Consider the following 18071-nt stretch of genomic DNA (forward strand, 5'->3'; position numbering starts at 1 on the left):
AAATTATGTGGTATTTTGCTTGGATTTTAGGTGTACTTTTAGCCTGTACCTTAGGTGTAATAAACGTAATGTGGTACGAGTTTCACCAAAATAAAAACAGCATAGCTGATGATGAACAACCTATGCATGATTTATTAAACGAGAAAAACTCAGCTAAAAATGACGACTAACCCTCGATTAGATCGCGCGCAGCAGCAGTCTCTGCGCGCTTTTTTAAAGCTACAAAGTAAACCCGCTGCAATGTGGTTAAAGTTAAGCATTGCACTGGGTACTTTTAACGCTATTTTAATGATTGCAGGGGCTTACTTACTCGCCCAAACTATTCATAATGTAATGTTTGAAGGTGAAAGCCTTGCTCAAGTAACACATTTACTTTGGCCACTTGCAGGCATTATTTTACTACGAGCGCTTTTTTTAGCGCTAAGTGAAAGGCTAAGTGCCTTTGCTGCACTTAAAATCAAATCGGCTATGCGCCAAACCTTATTAACCAAATTAACCCAATTAGGGCCTAGCTACATTGAACAACATGGTCAAGGAGCAACGCTTAACACCTTGCACGATGGCGTTGAAGCATTACACGACTATTACGCTAAATACTTGCCTGGTGTTGCTTACAGTGCCCTTATTCCTATAGCAATTTTGGTGGTGATTTTTCCAACCGACTATAAAGCGGGTTTAATATTTTTACTAACCGCTCCGCTTATTCCCTTTTTTATGATTTTAGTTGGATCTAAAGCTGAAGATTTAAATCAAAAACGTTGGAAACAACTTGCCGTTTTAGGTAACTACTTTTTTGACCGCATACAAGGTTTAACGCAACTAAAACTATTTAATGCCACCCGCACTGAGCTTAAACATATTGCTAAAATTTCTGATGATTTTAGACACGCCACACTCGATGTATTAAAAATTGCTTTTTTATCGTCATTTGCGCTGGAATTTTTAGCCACTATTAGCGTGGCACTCGTTGCGGTAATAATTGGCTTTAGGCTATTTTTTGGCACGCTAGATTTTGCAACCGGTTTTGTAGTGCTGCTACTTGCACCTGAATTTTATTTACCACTTCGCCAATTAGGTAGCCACTACCACGCTCGCTTGCAAGGTATTAGCGCTGCAGCCGACATGGTAACTATTTTAAATGCGCCGCTTCCTGAACAATCACAGCAAAACAACGCCCACGTTAGCGAGCCTATAAATACAATAAGCATTAACAACTTAAATTTTACATACCCAAACAGTAATGAAGGTATAAAAAATATAAACTTAGCCCTACCCAATAAAGGCCTAGTAGCTTTAGTTGGGGCGAGTGGCTCAGGTAAAAGCACTTTATTTGATTGCATATTAGGGTTTCACCCTCAGGTGGTTGGGCAAATCAGTATTAATGACAAGCCACTAGATGCAACTAATATTAATACGCTACAAAATAAAATTGCCTGGATCCCGCAAACGCCAACGCTATTTTATCAAAGCATTAGCGATAACATCAAAATAGCAAAACCAGACGCTTCACAATTAGAGCTTGAGCAAGCAGCACACCAAGCTGGCGCTTTAGATTTTATAAACACGTTGCCTAATGGCTTTAATACATTGATAGGCGAGCAAGGCGAAGGGCTTTCTGGCGGACAAAAGCAACGTATCGCCCTTGCTCGTGCATTTTTAAAACAAGCGCCTATTTTAGTACTCGATGAACCAACGGCACATCTTGATAGCCAAACAGAGCAGCTTATTCAGCGTGCAATAAACGATTATGCAAAAACACATTTGGTACTGGTTATAGCTCATAGACTCAATACAGTAAAAAATGCCAACAATATTATTGTTATGCAAAATGGTGAGGTAGCACAGCAAGGCACATACTCACACCTTGCTAAGCAAAATGGTGCGTTTAAAACACTGCTAAGCACTCAAGTGCAAGGAGCTAATAATGACTAATTTTATTAGGCTATTAAAGCTTTGCCGCCCGCACTATAAAGCTATGTTGCTGGGTACTTTTTTAGCCACTTTAACTGTACTTGCAAACGTGGGCTTACTCGCTATATCGGGTTGGTTTTTAGCTTCAATGGCAGCTGCAGGTATTGCTGGCGTGCAAATGAACTACTTTACACCCGCAGGGACTATTCGATTTTTAGCGATTGTTCGAACCGCATCACGCTATGGTGAGCGTTTAGTAACACATAACGCGACGTTTTTATTGCTTAGTGAAATTCGCGTAAATATGTTTGCAACACTAAGTAAGCTAAACAATGTAGATTTAGCAATGAGCCGCAGCGCCGATTTAGTAAATCGCCTACAGAACGATGTTGATGCCCTAGATAAATTTTACTTAAACATATTACTGCCTATGCTAGTAGCGCTATTAAGCATACCTATTATTATGGTGTTTATGGCGGCCTATAATGCAAACGTTGCACTTATTTGTTTTACTGGCATTTTATTAATTGGTGTTGTTTTACCAGCTCTATTAAGTGCTAAATTAAACAAAAATAGCCACAAAGAAACACAACTAAGCGCTCAACTTAGAGCCGAACTTTCTGACACACTAACAGGCCTTAGAGAGCTTAGTATTTATCAAGCAGGTGGCGATCAAATTTCAAAATGTGATGATTTGAATGAACAGTACAACCAGCAACTTTATAGTCGCCATAAAGCACTGGCAAATAGTGATGGCTTAAGCTTGCTGGTAGTGCAATTAGCCATGCTAGGCGCCATTGTTACTATTGTGCCATTAGTTTACAGCGGGGCCATGGTAAATGTAGAGCTTGCTATGCTAAGCCTATTTGTATTGGCAAGCTTTGAAAGTGTATTGCTCCTCCCTAATGCCTTTATAGAGTTACCTAATGTGCTAAAAGCCGCAGAGCGACTATTTACACTTCAAGATAAAGTATCTGCTCAGAGCAACAATCACAGCGCTTTAATTGATACTCAGTTTGATAAAAATAATACCGCACTAACACTTAATAACATTAGCTATAAATACGATGAGCATAATGCATTAACTGATGTGAGCTTTATGCTAAAAGCGCAACAAAAAGTAGCCATTGTAGGTAGAAGCGGGAGCGGTAAAACCACGCTTGTAAATTTGCTAACTGGGCTATGGCCACTTCAGCAAGGCAGCATTACGTTGGGTGATCAAAATAACTCGCAAGAACTACACTCACTAAGCAATGACACCCGCGCAAGCGTTATAAATATATTAGCGCAGCAGCATCATATTTTTGATGGCACCCTAAGTGAAAATTTACGCTATGCTGCACCAAGTGCTACAAAAGAAGAAATGCTTGAAGCCATTAAACTTGCGCAGCTAGAGCCTTGGTTTAATGATTTACAAAAGGGTTTAAAAACACGTTTAGGTACCGGTGGGCGAAGCGTATCCCAAGGGCAATCAAGGCGTATAGCCATTGCTCAGGCTTTATTACAAAACCCCGCTATTTTAGTACTTGATGAGCCTACCGAAGGACTAGATAACCAATCTAAGCAAACCGTAATGAACGCCATTATGCAGGTAATGGGTAACGCAAGCGTACTTACAATTACCCACGACCCAGCTCTTCTTACTCAAATGAATAATGTTATATGGTTAGAAGACGGTAAAGTGGTTGCACAAGGCTCTCATAAAGAGCTCAGTAGCGCTTATCCAGATTATGTGGCACTAACTACCCGGTTTTAATACCTTTACAGACACGTCAATAACGCCGACTTTAGGGTCGGCTATCTTTTTAAACATGCTTTTTGATAAATCGATAATACGGCCACGTACATAAGGGCCTCTGTCATTTATCCTTACTATTACTGATTTATTATTAGCGAGGTTAGTAACAACCACCTTAGTACCAAAATCGAATTCTAAATGAGCAGCTGTTGCAGCTTGCTGGCTAAAGCGCTCTCCATTAGCAGTTGTTCTTCCGTGGTATTTATCAGCATAAAAAGATGCTTTTCCTACTTGAGTTATTTCTCCTATAGATGACTTAATGAGTGGCTGGCTACTACAAGCGGCTAAAACTGAAGTAATAAAAAGAGTGACAACTAACTTAGGTAAACGCATAGAATGGCTTTTATTATAAAAATTAAGCGCATACTAACTTGAGTACCCTGAGTATTAACTGAATTGGCTTTAAACTCTGGGCAATAAAAAACCACCTTCGATTTATCATCTAGGGTGGTTTTTAATGCTCAAAGCAAAGCTTGTAATTATCTTACAATGCCGCGCTCAGAGCCTTTAACAAAATCTATCATGGTTTGCACTGCAGGATACTTTGCAGCGTCTTCACTTAGTGATGAAATTGCTTCATCAACACCTAAGCTCTTACGATAAAATGCTTTATAAGCACGGCGTACTGCCATTATTTCATCGCTTTCAAAGCCACGGCGTTTCATACCTTCTTTATTGATTGCTGCAGGGCCTGCAGGCATACCAATAGTAGTAACAAACGGAGGTACGTCTTTATTAACACCCGAGTACATGCCAATAAATGCGTGATCACCAATTTTACAAAATTGATGCACTCCTGAGTTACCACCTAAGATAACCCAGTCACCTACGTGCACATGCCCCGCTACACTTGCGTTGTTAGCAAAAATAACGTTATCGCCAATTACTGCATCGTGAGCCACGTGGGTATAAGCCATAAATAAGTTATTGCTACCAATTTTAGTAACACCTTGGTCCTGAATAGTACCTCGGTGAATGGTTGCACACTCACGAATAACGTTGTTATCGCCCATAATTAGCGTAGTAGGCTCGTTGTTGTATTTTTTGTCTTGGCAGGCTTCACCTACAGACGCAAATTGGAAAATATGATTTCCAGAGCCAATGGTAGACGGCCCTTTAACAACAACGTGAGACTCAATAATACAGTCATCACCGATCACAACATCATTGCCAATATAACTATACGGACCAACTGAGACATTGTTGCCTAGTTTAGCGCCAGGTTCGATTATTGCTGTAGAATGGATCACTATTAAAACTCTCTTCTCGCACACATAATTTCGGCACTACATACTACTTTGCCATCGACTCTTGCTTCAGCAGCAAATTTCCATATATTGCGGCGTTCTTTTAAAAACTCTACATGAAGGTGCATAGTATCGCCAGGAATTACCGGCTGCTTAAAACGAGCATTATCAACCGCTGCAAACAAATATAATTCGTTCTCGCTGCGATTCTCTACTGTTTTAAAACCTAGCAAACCCGTTGCTTGCGCCATGGCTTCTAATATTAGCACACCAGGAAAAATTGGCTGATTTGGGAAATGACCAGTAAAAATAGGTTCGTTTATAGAAACATTTTTAATAGCATGTAAAGACTCGCCAGGTGTAAAATCAATAACACGATCAATTAGTAGCATCGGGTAACGGTGCGGTAATAAACTTAAAATCTCTTGAATATCAAGGCTATTTAATTCGTTTGCCAAAATAGCATCCTTATTAGTGTTCAACGTTATGACTTAGCCAATGCTTCAAGCGCTTTAAGACGAGATTTCATGTCCGAAAGGTTACGCAAGTGAGCAATTGATTTACGCCATTCTTTGTTAGTTGTATGGGGCATACCTGATGAGTAAATACCCGGTTCGGTGATTGATTTAGTCACCATACTCATACCGGTAATTATAACACCATCACATACAGACATGTGACCATTAATTGCAGTCATGCCGCCTATTTGGCAGTTTTTGCCAATGGTAACGCTTCCTGCAAGTACGGTGCAGCCAGCAATTGCTGTGCCCGAGTTAACTTCAACGTTGTGTGCTATTTGACACTGGTTATCAATAATAACATTGCTATGGATAATCGTGTTATCTAGTGCGCCGCGGTCAATAGTGGTACTTGCCCCTATTTCTACCTTGTCGCCTATGATCACTGAGCCAAGTTGCGGTATTTTCACCCACTGCCCGCGCTCATTGGCATAGCCAAACCCATCACTTCCTACAACACTATTTGCTTGAAACAAACAATCTGCGCCAATCTCAACATCGTGATAAATAGTCACACTAGGCCAAAGCTTAGTGCCAGAGCCTATTTTAACACGTTCTCCGATAAAACTGTTCGGACCAATTTGCGCGTTATCACCAATCACTGCATCAGCTTCAATTACTGCATTAGCGCCTATAGCGGCACTGTCGCTAACAATAGCTGATGAATGAATAGTTGCACTTGGATGAATGCCTGTAGAAGCAGAGCGAGGTGTGGTATCCATAAATTGCGCTAGTTTTGCGTAACTCACATATGGATTGCCAACAATAACTTTACTGCCTTGAAAAAATTCAGCATCAGCTTGGCTAACTATTACAGCACTGGCTTGAGTGGTTTCAAGCTGCGTACGATATTTTGAGTTCGCTAAAAATGCAATATGCCCAGAACGGGCATTTGCAAGTGTCGCTATTTTTTTTATTTCTAAAGCGCCATCACCTTGAAGCTCGGCGCCTAGAAGTTCCGCAATTTGCGAAAGCGTATAATTTTGCATAGATAGATTATTTCTTGCTAACAGCTGCTACAACTTTAGATGAAAGATCAGTTACTTCTTTAGGGTTAAAGTAAATTGTGGTGTCTTTTACTTTAACTTCATCGAAGTCGCCATCTTTAGCAATTTCTTCAATTGTTTTGATGATCACACCTTGAACTTTAGCAAGTTCTTGGTTTTGGCGTGCTTTAATCTCTTGCTCTAAAGGACGGCCCTGTTCAGCAAGATTTTTTTGCATGCCCTGAATTTTGTCACGTAGTGCATCTTTTTGAGCTTGGCTCATGGTTGTGCTTTCACGCTTAAATTTTTCTGCTTCAAAACGAATATCGCCTTGTAACTTCTCAAGCTCTTGGCGACGCTCTGCAAACTCAGTTTGTAAAGACTGTTCAATTTTAGCCATTTGAGGAATTTGCTTGTAGATTTCTTGCATATCAACGATACCTACTTTGTGTGCAAATGCACTCGCTGAAGTACCCATCATTAATGTTGCTAAAACTGCTACTGCTGTTGATTTAAATAATGTTTTCACAAAAAACTCCTTTAGAAAGTGTTACTAATGTTAAAGCTGATCGTTTTCGTATCGTCATCTTCTTCTTTTTGCAATGGATACGCAAAACTAATCAACATTGGACCCATTGGAGAGATCCATTGTAATGAAAGACCGGTTGAAACCCTAAAGCGCATTGGGTCTGAATAGTCATCTAATTTAGCACGCTCATCTGGCGCTAAGTTTTGATAGCGGTCTACGCTAAATTCAGTATCCCATACGTTCGCAGCATCTACAAAGAAGCTGGTACGTACAGAACTGGTATTTTCTTCATCTAAGAACGGTGTAGGAACAATTAGCTCCATACCTGCAACCGCTTTAGCGTTACCACCAATACGGCCTTGTGGGATTAACACATCAAATTCGTCTGCCCCACCAATACTACCTGTAGTTGTACCATCTGCGCCTGGTGTACCAGGAATAGACTGCGGTATACGTGATACAGCACGAGGTAATATTGTATTACGGTCAAAGCCACGTAGTTCCATTTCCGTTATACGGAAGAACTCTTGGAATGGTAATGTTTGCTCATAACCATTTGTTGACCCATAACCATTACCGTAACCAAGCGCTGCACGCGTTGAGAACACCCAACGGTGATCATTTGAGATTGGCCAGTAAAAACGCGAATCATAGTTCAGTTTAAAGTATTGAAGGTCTGAGTTAGGCGTAGTTGCTGTTAAATTTAATGTTTGGCGCGAACCCGCTGTTGGGAATAAACCACGGTTAACGGTAACACGCGACCAACCTGCACTTAGCTCATATTTGGTAAAGTCAAAGCCAGCATCTGGGTTTTCTGGATCTAAGAAAGTCTCACGAAGTACACGAGTTTGTTCGTACTCAGCTATATCTGAAAGCTCTTCTTTTATCCAACGAACACCAAAGTTAACACGATTTACAGCATCAATTGGGAAGCCAATATTAGTGCCTAAACCATAACTTTTCGATTTGTAATCTACTAAGCTAAACTTACTTGCATCATAGTTAGTGTAAAAAATACTGCTACCTTGCGATACACCATCAGGTGTGAAGTAAGGGTCGGTGTAAGATAAGCTAATGCTTTCAGAACCTGTTGAAGTATTTAGATTTAAACCAATTTGATTACCCGTACCTAAAAAGTTAGATTCGGTCACACCAATATTAAACTGCAAACCAAGGTAAGAGCCATATGCAAGGCCTGCATTAAAGCTACCTGCTGATTGCTCTTTAACTGTAAAGTCTACATCTACTTGGTCATCAACACCTGGGACTGGTACTACGTTAAAATCAACACTTTCCATGTATGCTAAACGCTGTATTTGTAGTTTTGAACGTTCAAGGTTTTGATTAGATAACCATGCACCTTCTAGCTGTGTCATCTCACGGCGAAGTACTTCATCAGCGGTGTTTTGGTTACCACCAACAATAATACGACGAACGTATACACGTTTACCAGGATTTACCGAAAGCGTTAACTGAACTTCTTGCTTTTCGTCGTCAATTTCAGGAATTGTACGTACTTCAGCATTTGCATAACCAAAACGTGCTAAGTAGCTTTTAATAAATTCTTCAGAAGAAGTGACTACTGAACCGTTATATAACTCGCCTGCACGAAGTGGAATAACACTTTTGATTAACTCTTCACGGCCAAGTAAATCACCAATAAAGTCAAAGCCTTTAACGGTATATTTAACGCCTTCAGTTAAGTTAGCGGTAACGTAAACAGATTCACGTTCAGGGCTTACAGATACTTGAGTTGAATCGATATTAAAGCGTAAATAACCACGGTCTAAGTAGTAGCTACGGATTTTTTCTAAATCGCCTTCAATGGTCTGCTTTTGGTAGCGATCGCTACCCATAAACTGCCACCAAGGTAAATCTTGTTGCGATTCAGCAAGCTTTAAAAGCTCTTCATTAGAAAAAAGCTCATTACCTACTAAGTTAATTTGACGAATTGACGCGGCATCACCTTCATCAAACTCTAATTTAAGTTTAACGCGGTTACGAGGTAACTTAGTTACACTGATATCTACTTTAGCGTTGTATTTACCAATACTGTGGAAAAACTCAACTAGGCCCTTTTCGATATTATCGATAACGGTTTTATCAAGTGGCTCACCTTGGCGAATATCTTGCTGATCTAGAGATTCATTAAGCTGCTCGTCTTTTATATCTTTATTGCCTTCAAACTCAATAAAGCTAATGGTAGGACGTTCAGTTACTTTAAAAATAACGTTATTGCCATCGCGAAGCGCTTTTATGTTGTCAAAGTGCCCAGAACGATAAAGTGACTTTATTGTTTTTGAAATCGTGTAGTCATCTACGTTATCGCCTACGTTAATAGGAATATGCGTAAGCGCTGCACCAAGTGCTACACGCTGCAAACCTTCAACTTTTAGGTCTTCAACAATAAAGGAGTTTTGGCCTAGGGCTGCAAAGCTTGCACCCAATAAACTTGTTACTGCCAAATGTTTTTTTATAGCCATTTTATTATCTTTATCCTTTACAACTGTATTACCGCATAGCATCAATTTAATGATGCTTTACAATCGTGTTCTAATTAGTAATTGTCACGCTGTAACTACAAACGCGATACATCATTGAACAAAGCGAAACATGTTAGAAAAATGAGCAGCAAGGCGCCCACTTTAAAACCAAACTCTTGTGTCTTTTCAGAGACCGGCTTTTTACGAAAAAGTTCAATTATGTAATACATTAAGTGTCCGCCATCAAGCACTGGTAAGGGTAATAAATTAAATACACCCAAGTTCACGCTTATTAAGGCTAAAAAGCTTAAAAAGGCCACTAAGCCATAGCTTACGCTAGTTCCAGCGCCGACTGCAATGCCAACCGGACCACTTAAATTTTTAACCGAAACCTGGCCTGTAATTAAATTACCAATCATGTCAAAACTTAGGGTAATTAAGCGCCATGTTTCTTTTGTGCCTCGCACGATACTATCGAGCGGGCCGTAATGTCTAGTCTCAACGTAGCCATCTGGCCACTGTTGTACAACAGGGGCAACACCTAAAAAGCCTTGCTCAATACCATTATTATCAACGCGCCCTTTCGGGGTCACTGTAATGGTTTTTATACTATCCTGTCTTTTTACACTAAATTGTAAAGATTTGTTAGCCGATTGCGTAATAAGATTAACTAATTGCTGCCAATTGCTTATAGTTTCACCGTTTACAGCCAATATAATGTCTTTAGCTTGTAAATTTGCCTGTTCTGCTGCTGAATTTTTAGTCACAGCAGCGATTGTGAGTGTAGCTTGAGGCCTAAATGGCACGATACCGAGAGAGCTAAGCGGTGGGACATCTTGCTGATCAAGCTTCCAGCCATCTAAATTAAGCGTTTTAACACGCGTCTGAAGATTTTCATCACGCACAGTAACATCAACACTTTGCTCACCTAAACTAGACATAAGTGAAAATGTAGCATCTTGCCATGTAGCAATATCGTCATCGCCAATTTTTATAATATGTTGTGATGGCATAATACCCGCTTGCTCGGCTCGGCTGCCCTCAGTAATACTGCCAACCACAGGCTTAACCGACTGCACACCCACCATGTACATTGCTGCGAGCGCTACAATTGCAAACAAAAAGTTTGCCACTGGTCCTGCAGCTACAATGGCAATGCGTGCTTGAACCGATTTAGCATTAAACGATAAGTGACGCTCGTTTGCAGGTACTTCATCAACACGCTCATCGAGCATTTTTACATAACCACCAAGCGGAATCGCAGCAATTACGTATTCGGTTTTGTATTTATCGTGCCACTTTAAAAGCGGCTTACCAAAGCCAATTGAAAAACGCAGCACTTTAACACCCATCTTTCGGGCAACCCAAAAGTGACCGTATTCATGTATAGCGACTAAAATCCCTAGTGCTAAAATAAACGAGCCAAGATTCCAAAAAAAATCAAACATATTAGTGAGTCACTTTTGTTATAAATTGCGAAGCGCTAATTCGCGCTAATTTATCGCACTCAAGTATTTCTTCTAGGCTTTTAACATTACTAAATGTTGCGGCTTCAAGTGTTTGCGCGTTAATTTTATAAATATCAGTAAAGCCAATCTGGCCTTTTAAAAATGCTGCAACAGCAATTTCATTTGCTGCATTAACCGTTGTTGTAGCGCCTTGCCCTGCACTACACGCATCTATAGCTAGCTGTAAGTTAGGGTAGCGAGCAAAATCAGGCTTAGTAAACGAAAAATCACATATATCAGAGAAATTTAACGGTTTAACGCCTGCATTTATTCGCTCAGGATAAGCGAGTGCATGTGCAATAGGCGTGCGCATATCAGGGTTACCCATTTGCGCTAAAATAGACCCATCATGGTATTGCACCATTGAGTGAATAATACTTTGCGGATGGATAACAACGTCAATGTCGCTGGTATCGCAATTAAATAGCCATTTAGCTTCAATAAACTCAAGGCCTTTGTTCATCATTGTTGCAGAGTCTACCGATATTTTTTGCCCCATAGACCAATTAGGATGCGCTACGGCTTCGCTAACTGTTACATTTTTTAAGGTATTTATATCACGCGTTAAAAATGGTCCGCCAGAACCCGTAAGAAGAATTTTACTTACACCGTTATCTTGCAGGTTTTTATCGCTTTGTGCATTTTGTAATGAATGAGGTAGGCATTGAAAAATAGCGTTGTGTTCACTATCAATCGGCAATAAGGTCGCTTTGTGTTGTTTTACTTTATCAATAAACAACTGACCTGACATTACTAACGATTCTTTATTGGCAAGCAATACTTTTTTACCGGCTTCTACAGCACTAAGCGTAGGTAGTAAACCAGCAGCACCCACAATAGCCGACATCACAGTGTCTACATCAGGATGAGCACATAAATCGCTCATAGCTTGCACTGAGTGCATAACTAGAGTTTGGCAAGGCGTATTATTTAAATGAGAACTAAGTTCCTCTGCGGCTACCTGAGTGGCCATAACAGCATAAAGCGGCTCGTGTTCGATACACAGTTCAGCCATTTTTTTAGCATTTTGGCCGGCTGTTAATGCAAATACATCAAATAATTCTTTATTTCGCGCTACTACATCCAATGTACTTAAACCAATAGACCCCGTAGCGCCTAAAATAACCAGTTGTTGCTTTTGGTTCATAAACTCAAGGTCCATGCATAACACATAACAAACATTGGCGCTGCTGCAGTTAAGCTATCAATTCTGTCTAAAATACCACCATGTCCTGGTAAGCAACTACCGCTATCTTTTAAGCCGGCTTCGCGCTTAAACATACTTTCAAGTAAATCGCCAACAGCAGAAAATAAGGCAATAAATGCAGTCATCACAGCGTAAATAGGCCAAACGACTAAATCAACATCGGTAAAGTGGCAAAAAGCTAAAACAAAAACAATTGAAGCAACAACACCACCGGCTAGCCCTTCAATGGTTTTATTAGGGCTCACCTTTGGCATTAGTTTGTGTTTACCAAAGCTTTTACCTGAAAAATAAGCGCCTACGTCAGCACTCCACACTATGCCTAGCACCACTAAAATTAGTACAGAGCCAAAGTGGGTCGATTCAGCATATTGCGCACTACGTAGGGTATTAAGAGCAAGCCATAACGGCACAAGCGTTAGGAGCCCGGCAATACCACGCATAACTAACCCTTCGTTCCACGCTTTAGCCATGGCTGGATAACGCCAAATTAAGTAACTGGCTACAATCCACCATGCAAAGGACAGTGTAAATAAGTAATTTGCATCCCCGGCTAACTTGCCATTTACCCATAACGATTCGATTGGCCAATGTAAATTAAGTAAGCCAAGCAAAGCCGCTATTAATACCACAAAAGCGCCACGTTTAAGCTTTCCACATAAGCCCATAAATGCTGACCACTCCCACGCACCCAGCATAACAATTGCACCTGCAAAGTAGCTAAATAACGTAAGTGGTGTGTAAAAAACCAGCGCCAGTGCAGATGGTGCTAGCACTAGAGAGGTTAAAATGCGTTGTTTTAACAAAATTGTGACCCTTATTCTATTTAGGTTTGAGCGAGTAATTGTTTTATTTGTTCGCCCGTACAACCAAAACGTCGCTCTCTGGCAACGTAACACGCAATGGCCTCAGCAAAAGCTGCTTCATTAAAATCAGGCCAAAGTGTCTCGGTAAAGTAAAGCTCTGCATAAGCAGCTTGCCATAGTAAAAAGTTACTAATACGAACATCGCCACCTGTGCGAATGAGTAAATCAGGTTCTGCCTGATCTGCCATGCTCATATGCTGCGCTAAGCGCTCTTCTGTAATATCTTCTGCGTTGAGTGTGCCCTGCGCCACTTGCAAAGCAAGCTGTTTAGCCGCATTAGCCATATCCCAACGACCACCATAGTTTGCTGCAACATTTAAACACAGCCCGGTGTTATTTTCAGTTAACTTATGTGCAGCGTCTACTTTGCTGCGCAAGCTTTCTGAAAACCGTGATAAATCTCCAATAATGGTCAGTTTTACATTATTTTTATGAAGCTTTTTTACTTCTTTTGTTAAAACAAATAAGAAAAGCTCCATTAAAGTGTTTACTTCGTCTTCTGGGCGGCGCCAGTTCTCACTACTAAAAGCAAATAAGGTTAACGACTGTATCCCTAATTTAGTACAAAACTGAACTGATTGACGAACAGCGTCCACGCCTTTTTTATGCCCGAACACACGAGGTCTATTTCTAGCTTGAGCCCAACGTCCATTCCCATCCATGATGATGGCAACATGCTTAGGTAAACTTTGCTGTGAAATTGTGTCAGCGTCTAGAACCATAAATATTGACTATTCCATAAAAAAACGCCGCCTAGTATACCCCAGACGGCGTTTCAAAACTAATAAAATTAGCTGTTTAGATTTCCATCAATTCTGTTTCTTTGGCTGCTAATTGAGCATCCATTTCTTTGATAAACTTATCTGTAAGCTTTTGAATTGCATCTTCGGCTTGACGCGCTTCATCTTCAGAAATATCTTTTTCTTTAAGTAGAGATTTAACATCACCATTTGCATCACGACGAATGTTACGAACAGCAACACGGCCGCCTTCTACTTCACCGCGTACAATTTTAATTAAATCTTTACGACGTTCTTCCGTAAGCGGAGGAAGAGGTACACGAATAACGGTACCTGCTGACATAGGGTTTAAGCCTAAGTCAGACGCCATAATTGCTTTTTCAACAGCTTGCGCTAAAGACTTATCGAATACGCCAATGGCAAGTGTACGTGAATCTTCAATCGTCACGTTAGCTACTTGGTTAAGTGGGGTATCTGCACCGTAGTACGACACCATGATGCCGTCTAAAATTGCAGGGTGAGCACGACCAGTACGGATTTTAGATAATTGGCTACCTAGTGCTGCTACACTCTTTTGCATGCGCTCTTGCGCATCTTTTTGAATATCGTTAATCACGGTTTAATCCTAATTATTTGATTACTTCATCTGAGGCTTGTGAAGAGATAAGTGTTCCTTCTTCTTCACCCATAATTACGCGTTTTAACGCGCCTGATTTATTCATGTTAAATACGCTCAATGGCATATTATGATCGCGGGCTAATGTAAACGCCGCTAAATCCATAACTTTTAATTCTTTATCAATGATTTCATTGTAGCTTAAGTGACGGTAAAGCGTCGCTTCTGGGTTTTTAACAGGATCATCACTGTAAACACCATCAACTTTTGTTGCTTTAATTACTGTGTCAGCTTCAATTTCGATACCGCGTAAACACGCTGCAGAATCGGTAGTAAAGAAAGGGTTACCTGTACCGGCTGCAAAAATAACAACACGGCCAGATTTTAATAAACTAATTGCTTCAGCCCAGTTGTAAGCGTCACATACACCGTTTAGTGGGATTGCCGACATTAAACGACAGTTTACAAATGCACGGTGCAGCGCATCACGCATTGCAAGGCCATTCATAACGGTTGCAAGCATGCCCATGTGATCGCCTACTACGCGGTTCATACCTGCTTCAGCAAGCGATCCGCCTCGTAAAAAGTTACCGCCGCCGATAACCAAACCCACTTCTACGTCGAGTTCTACCAGCTCTTTAATCTCTTGAGCCATACGATCTAATACTTTTGGGTCGATGCCGAAGCCTTCGTCTCCCATTAAAGCTTCACCACTTAATTTGAGAAGAACACGTCTAAAAATAGGTTTACGATTGATAGTCATAGTATTGGGGCCAACTTTTATTAAAATATGGGTAAAAAATAACCGCGCTTATGATAAACATAAAAGCGCGGTTATTTTAAAGAATTTCTATGCGTGACGCAAAACCAAATAGTACTTTAATTGCATCTAATTTCCTTATGCATCACAAATAGTTAATCTTACTGACCTTTAGCGGCTGCAATTTGAGCAGCAACTTCAGCAGCAAAATCTTCTTCTTTCTTCTCGATACCTTCACCAACTTCTACACGTACAAAGCCAGTAACTGTTGCGTTTTTCTCGTTAAGAACTTCGCCAACAGATTTTTTAGGTTCCATGATGAAAGCTTGACCAGTAAGAGAAACCTCACCAGTGAATTTTTTCATGCGTCCAACAACCATCTTCTCAGCGATTTCAGCAGGCTTGCCTTCGTTCATCGCGATGTCGATTTGAACTTGCTTTTCTTTTTCTACAACGTCTGCAGGAACATCAGCAGGCGTTAAGTACTCAGGGCTTGAAGCAGCAACGTGCATTGCAACGTGCTTAAGTGTTTCTTCGTCAGCAACACCAGCAACAACAACACCAATACGCTCACCGTGACGGTACTCAACTAGGTTTTCACCAGCGATGTACTGTAAACGACGTACGTTGATGTTTTCGCCAATCTTAGTAACTAGCTCAACACGGTCTTCTTCAAACTTAGCTTGTAAGTCTTCGATAGAGATTGTTTCTGCGATTGCAGCGTCAGCAACTTTGTTAGCAAATGCTAAGAAGCTTACGTCTTTTGCAACGAAGTCTGTTTGACAGTTAACTTCAACAAGTACAGCAACACCAGCATTTTGCTTGATGATGATAGTACCTTCAGCAGCAATGTTACCTGCTTTTTTAGCAGCTTTAGCAGCGCCACTTTTACGCATGTTTTCAATCGCTAACTCGATGTCGCCATCAGTTTCAGTTAACGCTTTTTTACAATCCATCATGCCAGCGCCAGTACGCTCGCGTAATTCTTTAACTAGGGCAGTAGTTACAGCCATTAGTAAATCCTCAAATCTGAAATCAGGTTAGATAAGCGGGTTACCCGCTCGACAAGAATAGCAAGTCTTCACCTTAAAAAGATGAAGACTTGATGACAGCTAATTACTCAGCTTCTACGAAGTCGTCTTTCTCAGCTTGAGCAACAATGTTGTTCTCACGACCTTCAGTGATAGCAGTAGCTACAGCACTTGTGTAAAGGTTGATTGCACGGATAGCATCATCGTTACCAGGTACGATGTAATCAACACCGTCTGGGTTAGAGTTAGTATCAACGATTGCAACAACTGGAATACCTAGGTTGTTTGCTTCACGGATAGCAATGTGCTCGTGGTCAGCATCGATAACGAAAAGCGCGTCTGGAAGACCGCCCATGTTTTTGATACCACCAAGGCTCTTTTCAAGCTTTTCCATTTCGCGGTTAAGCATTAACGTTTCTTTCTTAGTTAATTTCTCGAAAGTACCGTCTTGGCTTTGTACTTCAAGGTCTTTAAGACGCTTGATTGATTGACGTACAGTTTTCCAGTTAGTCAACATACCACCTAACCAACGGTGATTTACGAAGAACTGGTCGCTTTGTAAAGCGGCTTCTTTAACTGCGTCGCTTGCTGCGCGCTTAGTACCAACGAAAAGAACTTTACCTTTGTTTGCAGCAGCACTTGATAAAAACTTAAGTGCGTCGTTGAACATTGGTACTGTTTGCTCAAGGTTGATGATATGTACACGGTTACGTGCGCCGAAGATGAAAGGCTTCATCTTAGGGTTCCAGTAACGTGCTTGGTGACCAAAGTGAACACCAGCTTGAAGCATATCGCGCATTGAAACGTTTGCCATTTTATAGATCCTCTATAGTTGTTTAGGGTTAGGCCTCCACATATCCCATAGCACCAACACCGAAGTATTTAAACTTCAAATGCACCCAAGTGTATGTGACGATACGTGTGTGTGTTAAAATAAAATTGTGTTTGCCTTAAATACAAAAAATCATTTAAGAATTTATTTGTAAAAAGACGGCGCGCTTTATACCATATTAAAATTAAATACTCAACGTCGCGTGCAAAATTTGTGCGACGATAAATGTTAAAAAACGCAACTTTGGAGCCTCAATGAGCGCTGTGATCAAGACCCCTGAAGAAATTGAAAAAATGCGTATAGCCGGGCGTTTAGCGGCAGACGTGCTAGAAATGATTGGACCACATGTAGTGCCAGGTGTGACTACTGATGAGTTAAATACAATTTGTCATGATTATATTGTAAATGTGCAAGAAGCGATTCCTGCTCCGCTAAATTACCATGGTTTCCCTAAGTCGGTTTGTACCTCTGTAAATCATGTAATTTGTCACGGAATTCCAAACGACAAAGCTTTAAAAGATGGCGACAGTGTAAATATTGACGTTACCGTTATCAAAGATGGTTACCACGGCGACACCTCAAAAATGTTTCACGTAGGTACACCAAATATTCAAGGAAAGCGCCTTGCAGAAGTAACACAAGAAAGCTTATACCTTGCTATTAAAATGGTAAAACCAGGTGTACGTTTAGGTGATATTGGCGAAGCTATTCAAAAATATGCAGAAGGCTTTAACTACTCAATTGTTCGCGAATACTGCGGCCATGGTATCGGTAGCGAATTTCACGAAGAGCCACAAGTAATGCATTACGGTAAAGCGGGTACGGGTGAAACACTAAAAGCGGGTATGTGTTTAACTATTGAGCCAATGGTTAATGCGGGCAAGCGCCAATGTAAACTGCTTAAAGATGACTGGACTGTTGTTACACGTGACCGTAGCTTGTCTGCACAGTGGGAACACACATTATTAGTGACTGAGAATGGAGTTGAAATTTTAACGCTTCGATCAGATGATACTATCGAGCGGATCATAGAACACTAATA

18 protein-coding genes are annotated in these 18071 nt (G+C 40.7%); 4 read left to right on the forward strand and 14 right to left on the reverse strand.

Annotated elements, in window-relative coordinates; translation table 11 throughout:
• Nucleotides 1-5: 5 nt before the first annotated feature.
• From cydX to cydC, 3 genes are read left to right on the forward strand one after another with little or no spacing between them, the layout of a single operon-like run.
• On the forward strand, nt 6-170 hold the full coding sequence (gene cydX / locus ATS74_RS07885) for a cytochrome bd-I oxidase subunit CydX (RefSeq protein ID WP_058548368.1): 165 nt from the start codon (nt 6-8) through the stop codon (nt 168-170).
• Entirely contained in the window at nt 160-1932 is a 1773-nt protein-coding gene (cydD, locus tag ATS74_RS07890) for a thiol reductant ABC exporter subunit CydD (protein ID WP_058548369.1), read from the forward strand. The genes cydX and cydD overlap by 11 nt, the downstream gene beginning before the upstream one ends.
• Complete coding sequence (gene cydC, locus ATS74_RS07895; RefSeq protein ID WP_058548370.1) at nt 1925-3667, forward strand: thiol reductant ABC exporter subunit CydC; 1743 nt, start codon at nt 1925-1927, stop codon at nt 3665-3667. The genes cydD and cydC overlap by 8 nt, the downstream gene beginning before the upstream one ends.
• Here cydC and ATS74_RS07900 read toward each other — a convergent pair.
• From ATS74_RS07900 to rpsB, 14 genes are all read right to left on the reverse strand, one after another.
• Complete coding sequence (locus ATS74_RS07900) at nt 3650-4042, reverse strand: septal ring lytic transglycosylase RlpA family protein (RefSeq protein WP_058548371.1); 393 nt, start codon at nt 4040-4042, stop codon at nt 3650-3652. The two genes, cydC and ATS74_RS07900, sit on opposite strands and share 18 nt — an antisense overlap.
• A 146-nt stretch (nt 4043-4188) precedes the next feature.
• Nucleotides 4189-4959 (reverse strand): acyl-ACP--UDP-N-acetylglucosamine O-acyltransferase, encoded by a 771-nt coding sequence (lpxA, locus tag ATS74_RS07905; protein ID WP_058548372.1) that lies wholly within the window; start codon nt 4957-4959, stop codon nt 4189-4191.
• Nucleotides 4960-4961: 2 nt separating this feature from the next.
• Nucleotides 4962-5414 carry a 3-hydroxyacyl-ACP dehydratase FabZ gene (gene fabZ, locus ATS74_RS07910; RefSeq protein WP_058548373.1) on the reverse strand — a complete coding sequence of 151 codons (453 nt, stop codon included), beginning with the start codon at nt 5412-5414 and terminating at the stop codon, nt 4962-4964.
• 26 nt (nt 5415-5440) lie between these two features.
• Nucleotides 5441-6463 carry a UDP-3-O-(3-hydroxymyristoyl)glucosamine N-acyltransferase gene (lpxD, locus tag ATS74_RS07915; protein ID WP_058548374.1) on the reverse strand — a complete coding sequence of 341 codons (1023 nt, stop codon included), beginning with the start codon at nt 6461-6463 and terminating at the stop codon, nt 5441-5443.
• Nucleotides 6464-6470: 7 nt separating this feature from the next.
• Complete coding sequence (locus ATS74_RS07920; RefSeq protein ID WP_058548375.1) at nt 6471-6989, reverse strand: OmpH family outer membrane protein; 519 nt, start codon at nt 6987-6989, stop codon at nt 6471-6473.
• Nucleotides 6990-7000: 11 nt separating this feature from the next.
• Complete coding sequence (gene bamA / locus ATS74_RS07925; RefSeq protein WP_058548720.1) at nt 7001-9472, reverse strand: outer membrane protein assembly factor BamA; 2472 nt, start codon at nt 9470-9472, stop codon at nt 7001-7003.
• 95 nt (nt 9473-9567) lie between these two features.
• Nucleotides 9568-10920, reverse strand: a complete 1353-nt coding sequence (gene rseP, locus ATS74_RS07930; RefSeq protein WP_058548376.1) for a sigma E protease regulator RseP — start codon at nt 10918-10920, stop codon at nt 9568-9570.
• A 1-nt stretch (nt 10921) separates the two neighbouring features.
• Entirely contained in the window at nt 10922-12127 is a 1206-nt protein-coding gene (ispC, locus tag ATS74_RS07935; protein WP_058548377.1) for a 1-deoxy-D-xylulose-5-phosphate reductoisomerase, read from the reverse strand.
• Nucleotides 12124-12990, reverse strand: coding sequence for a phosphatidate cytidylyltransferase (locus tag ATS74_RS07940; RefSeq protein WP_058548378.1), 867 nt, complete (start codon nt 12988-12990; stop codon nt 12124-12126). The genes ispC and ATS74_RS07940 overlap by 4 nt, the downstream gene beginning before the upstream one ends.
• Nucleotides 12991-13010: 20 nt before the next feature.
• Nucleotides 13011-13772, reverse strand: a complete 762-nt coding sequence (locus ATS74_RS07945; protein ID WP_058548379.1) for an isoprenyl transferase — start codon at nt 13770-13772, stop codon at nt 13011-13013.
• A gap of 76 nt (nt 13773-13848) precedes the next feature.
• The gene (gene frr / locus ATS74_RS07950; protein ID WP_247655286.1) at nt 13849-14370 is read right to left on the reverse strand and encodes a ribosome recycling factor; all 522 of its coding nucleotides are present in this window, start codon (nt 14368-14370) and stop codon (nt 13849-13851) included.
• 49 nt (nt 14371-14419) lie between these two features.
• Nucleotides 14420-15169, reverse strand: coding sequence for a UMP kinase (gene pyrH, locus ATS74_RS07955; protein WP_058548381.1), 750 nt, complete (start codon nt 15167-15169; stop codon nt 14420-14422).
• A gap of 158 nt (nt 15170-15327) precedes the next feature.
• Entirely contained in the window at nt 15328-16179 is an 852-nt protein-coding gene (gene tsf / locus ATS74_RS07960; protein WP_058548382.1) for a translation elongation factor Ts, read from the reverse strand.
• Nucleotides 16180-16282: 103 nt separating this feature from the next.
• Entirely contained in the window at nt 16283-17011 is a 729-nt protein-coding gene (rpsB, locus tag ATS74_RS07965) for a 30S ribosomal protein S2 (RefSeq protein WP_058548383.1), read from the reverse strand.
• Between the two features lie 272 nt (nt 17012-17283).
• Between rpsB and map the strand changes: the two genes are divergently transcribed.
• The gene (gene map / locus ATS74_RS07970; protein WP_058548384.1) at nt 17284-18069 is read left to right on the forward strand and encodes a type I methionyl aminopeptidase; all 786 of its coding nucleotides are present in this window, start codon (nt 17284-17286) and stop codon (nt 18067-18069) included.
• The last annotated feature ends 2 nt before the right edge of the window (nt 18070-18071 follow it).

The sequence above is a fragment of the Pseudoalteromonas sp. H103 genome (genome assembly GCF_001469205.1).
In the GTDB taxonomy this organism is placed as follows: Bacteria; Pseudomonadota; Gammaproteobacteria; order Enterobacterales; family Alteromonadaceae; genus Pseudoalteromonas; species Pseudoalteromonas carrageenovora.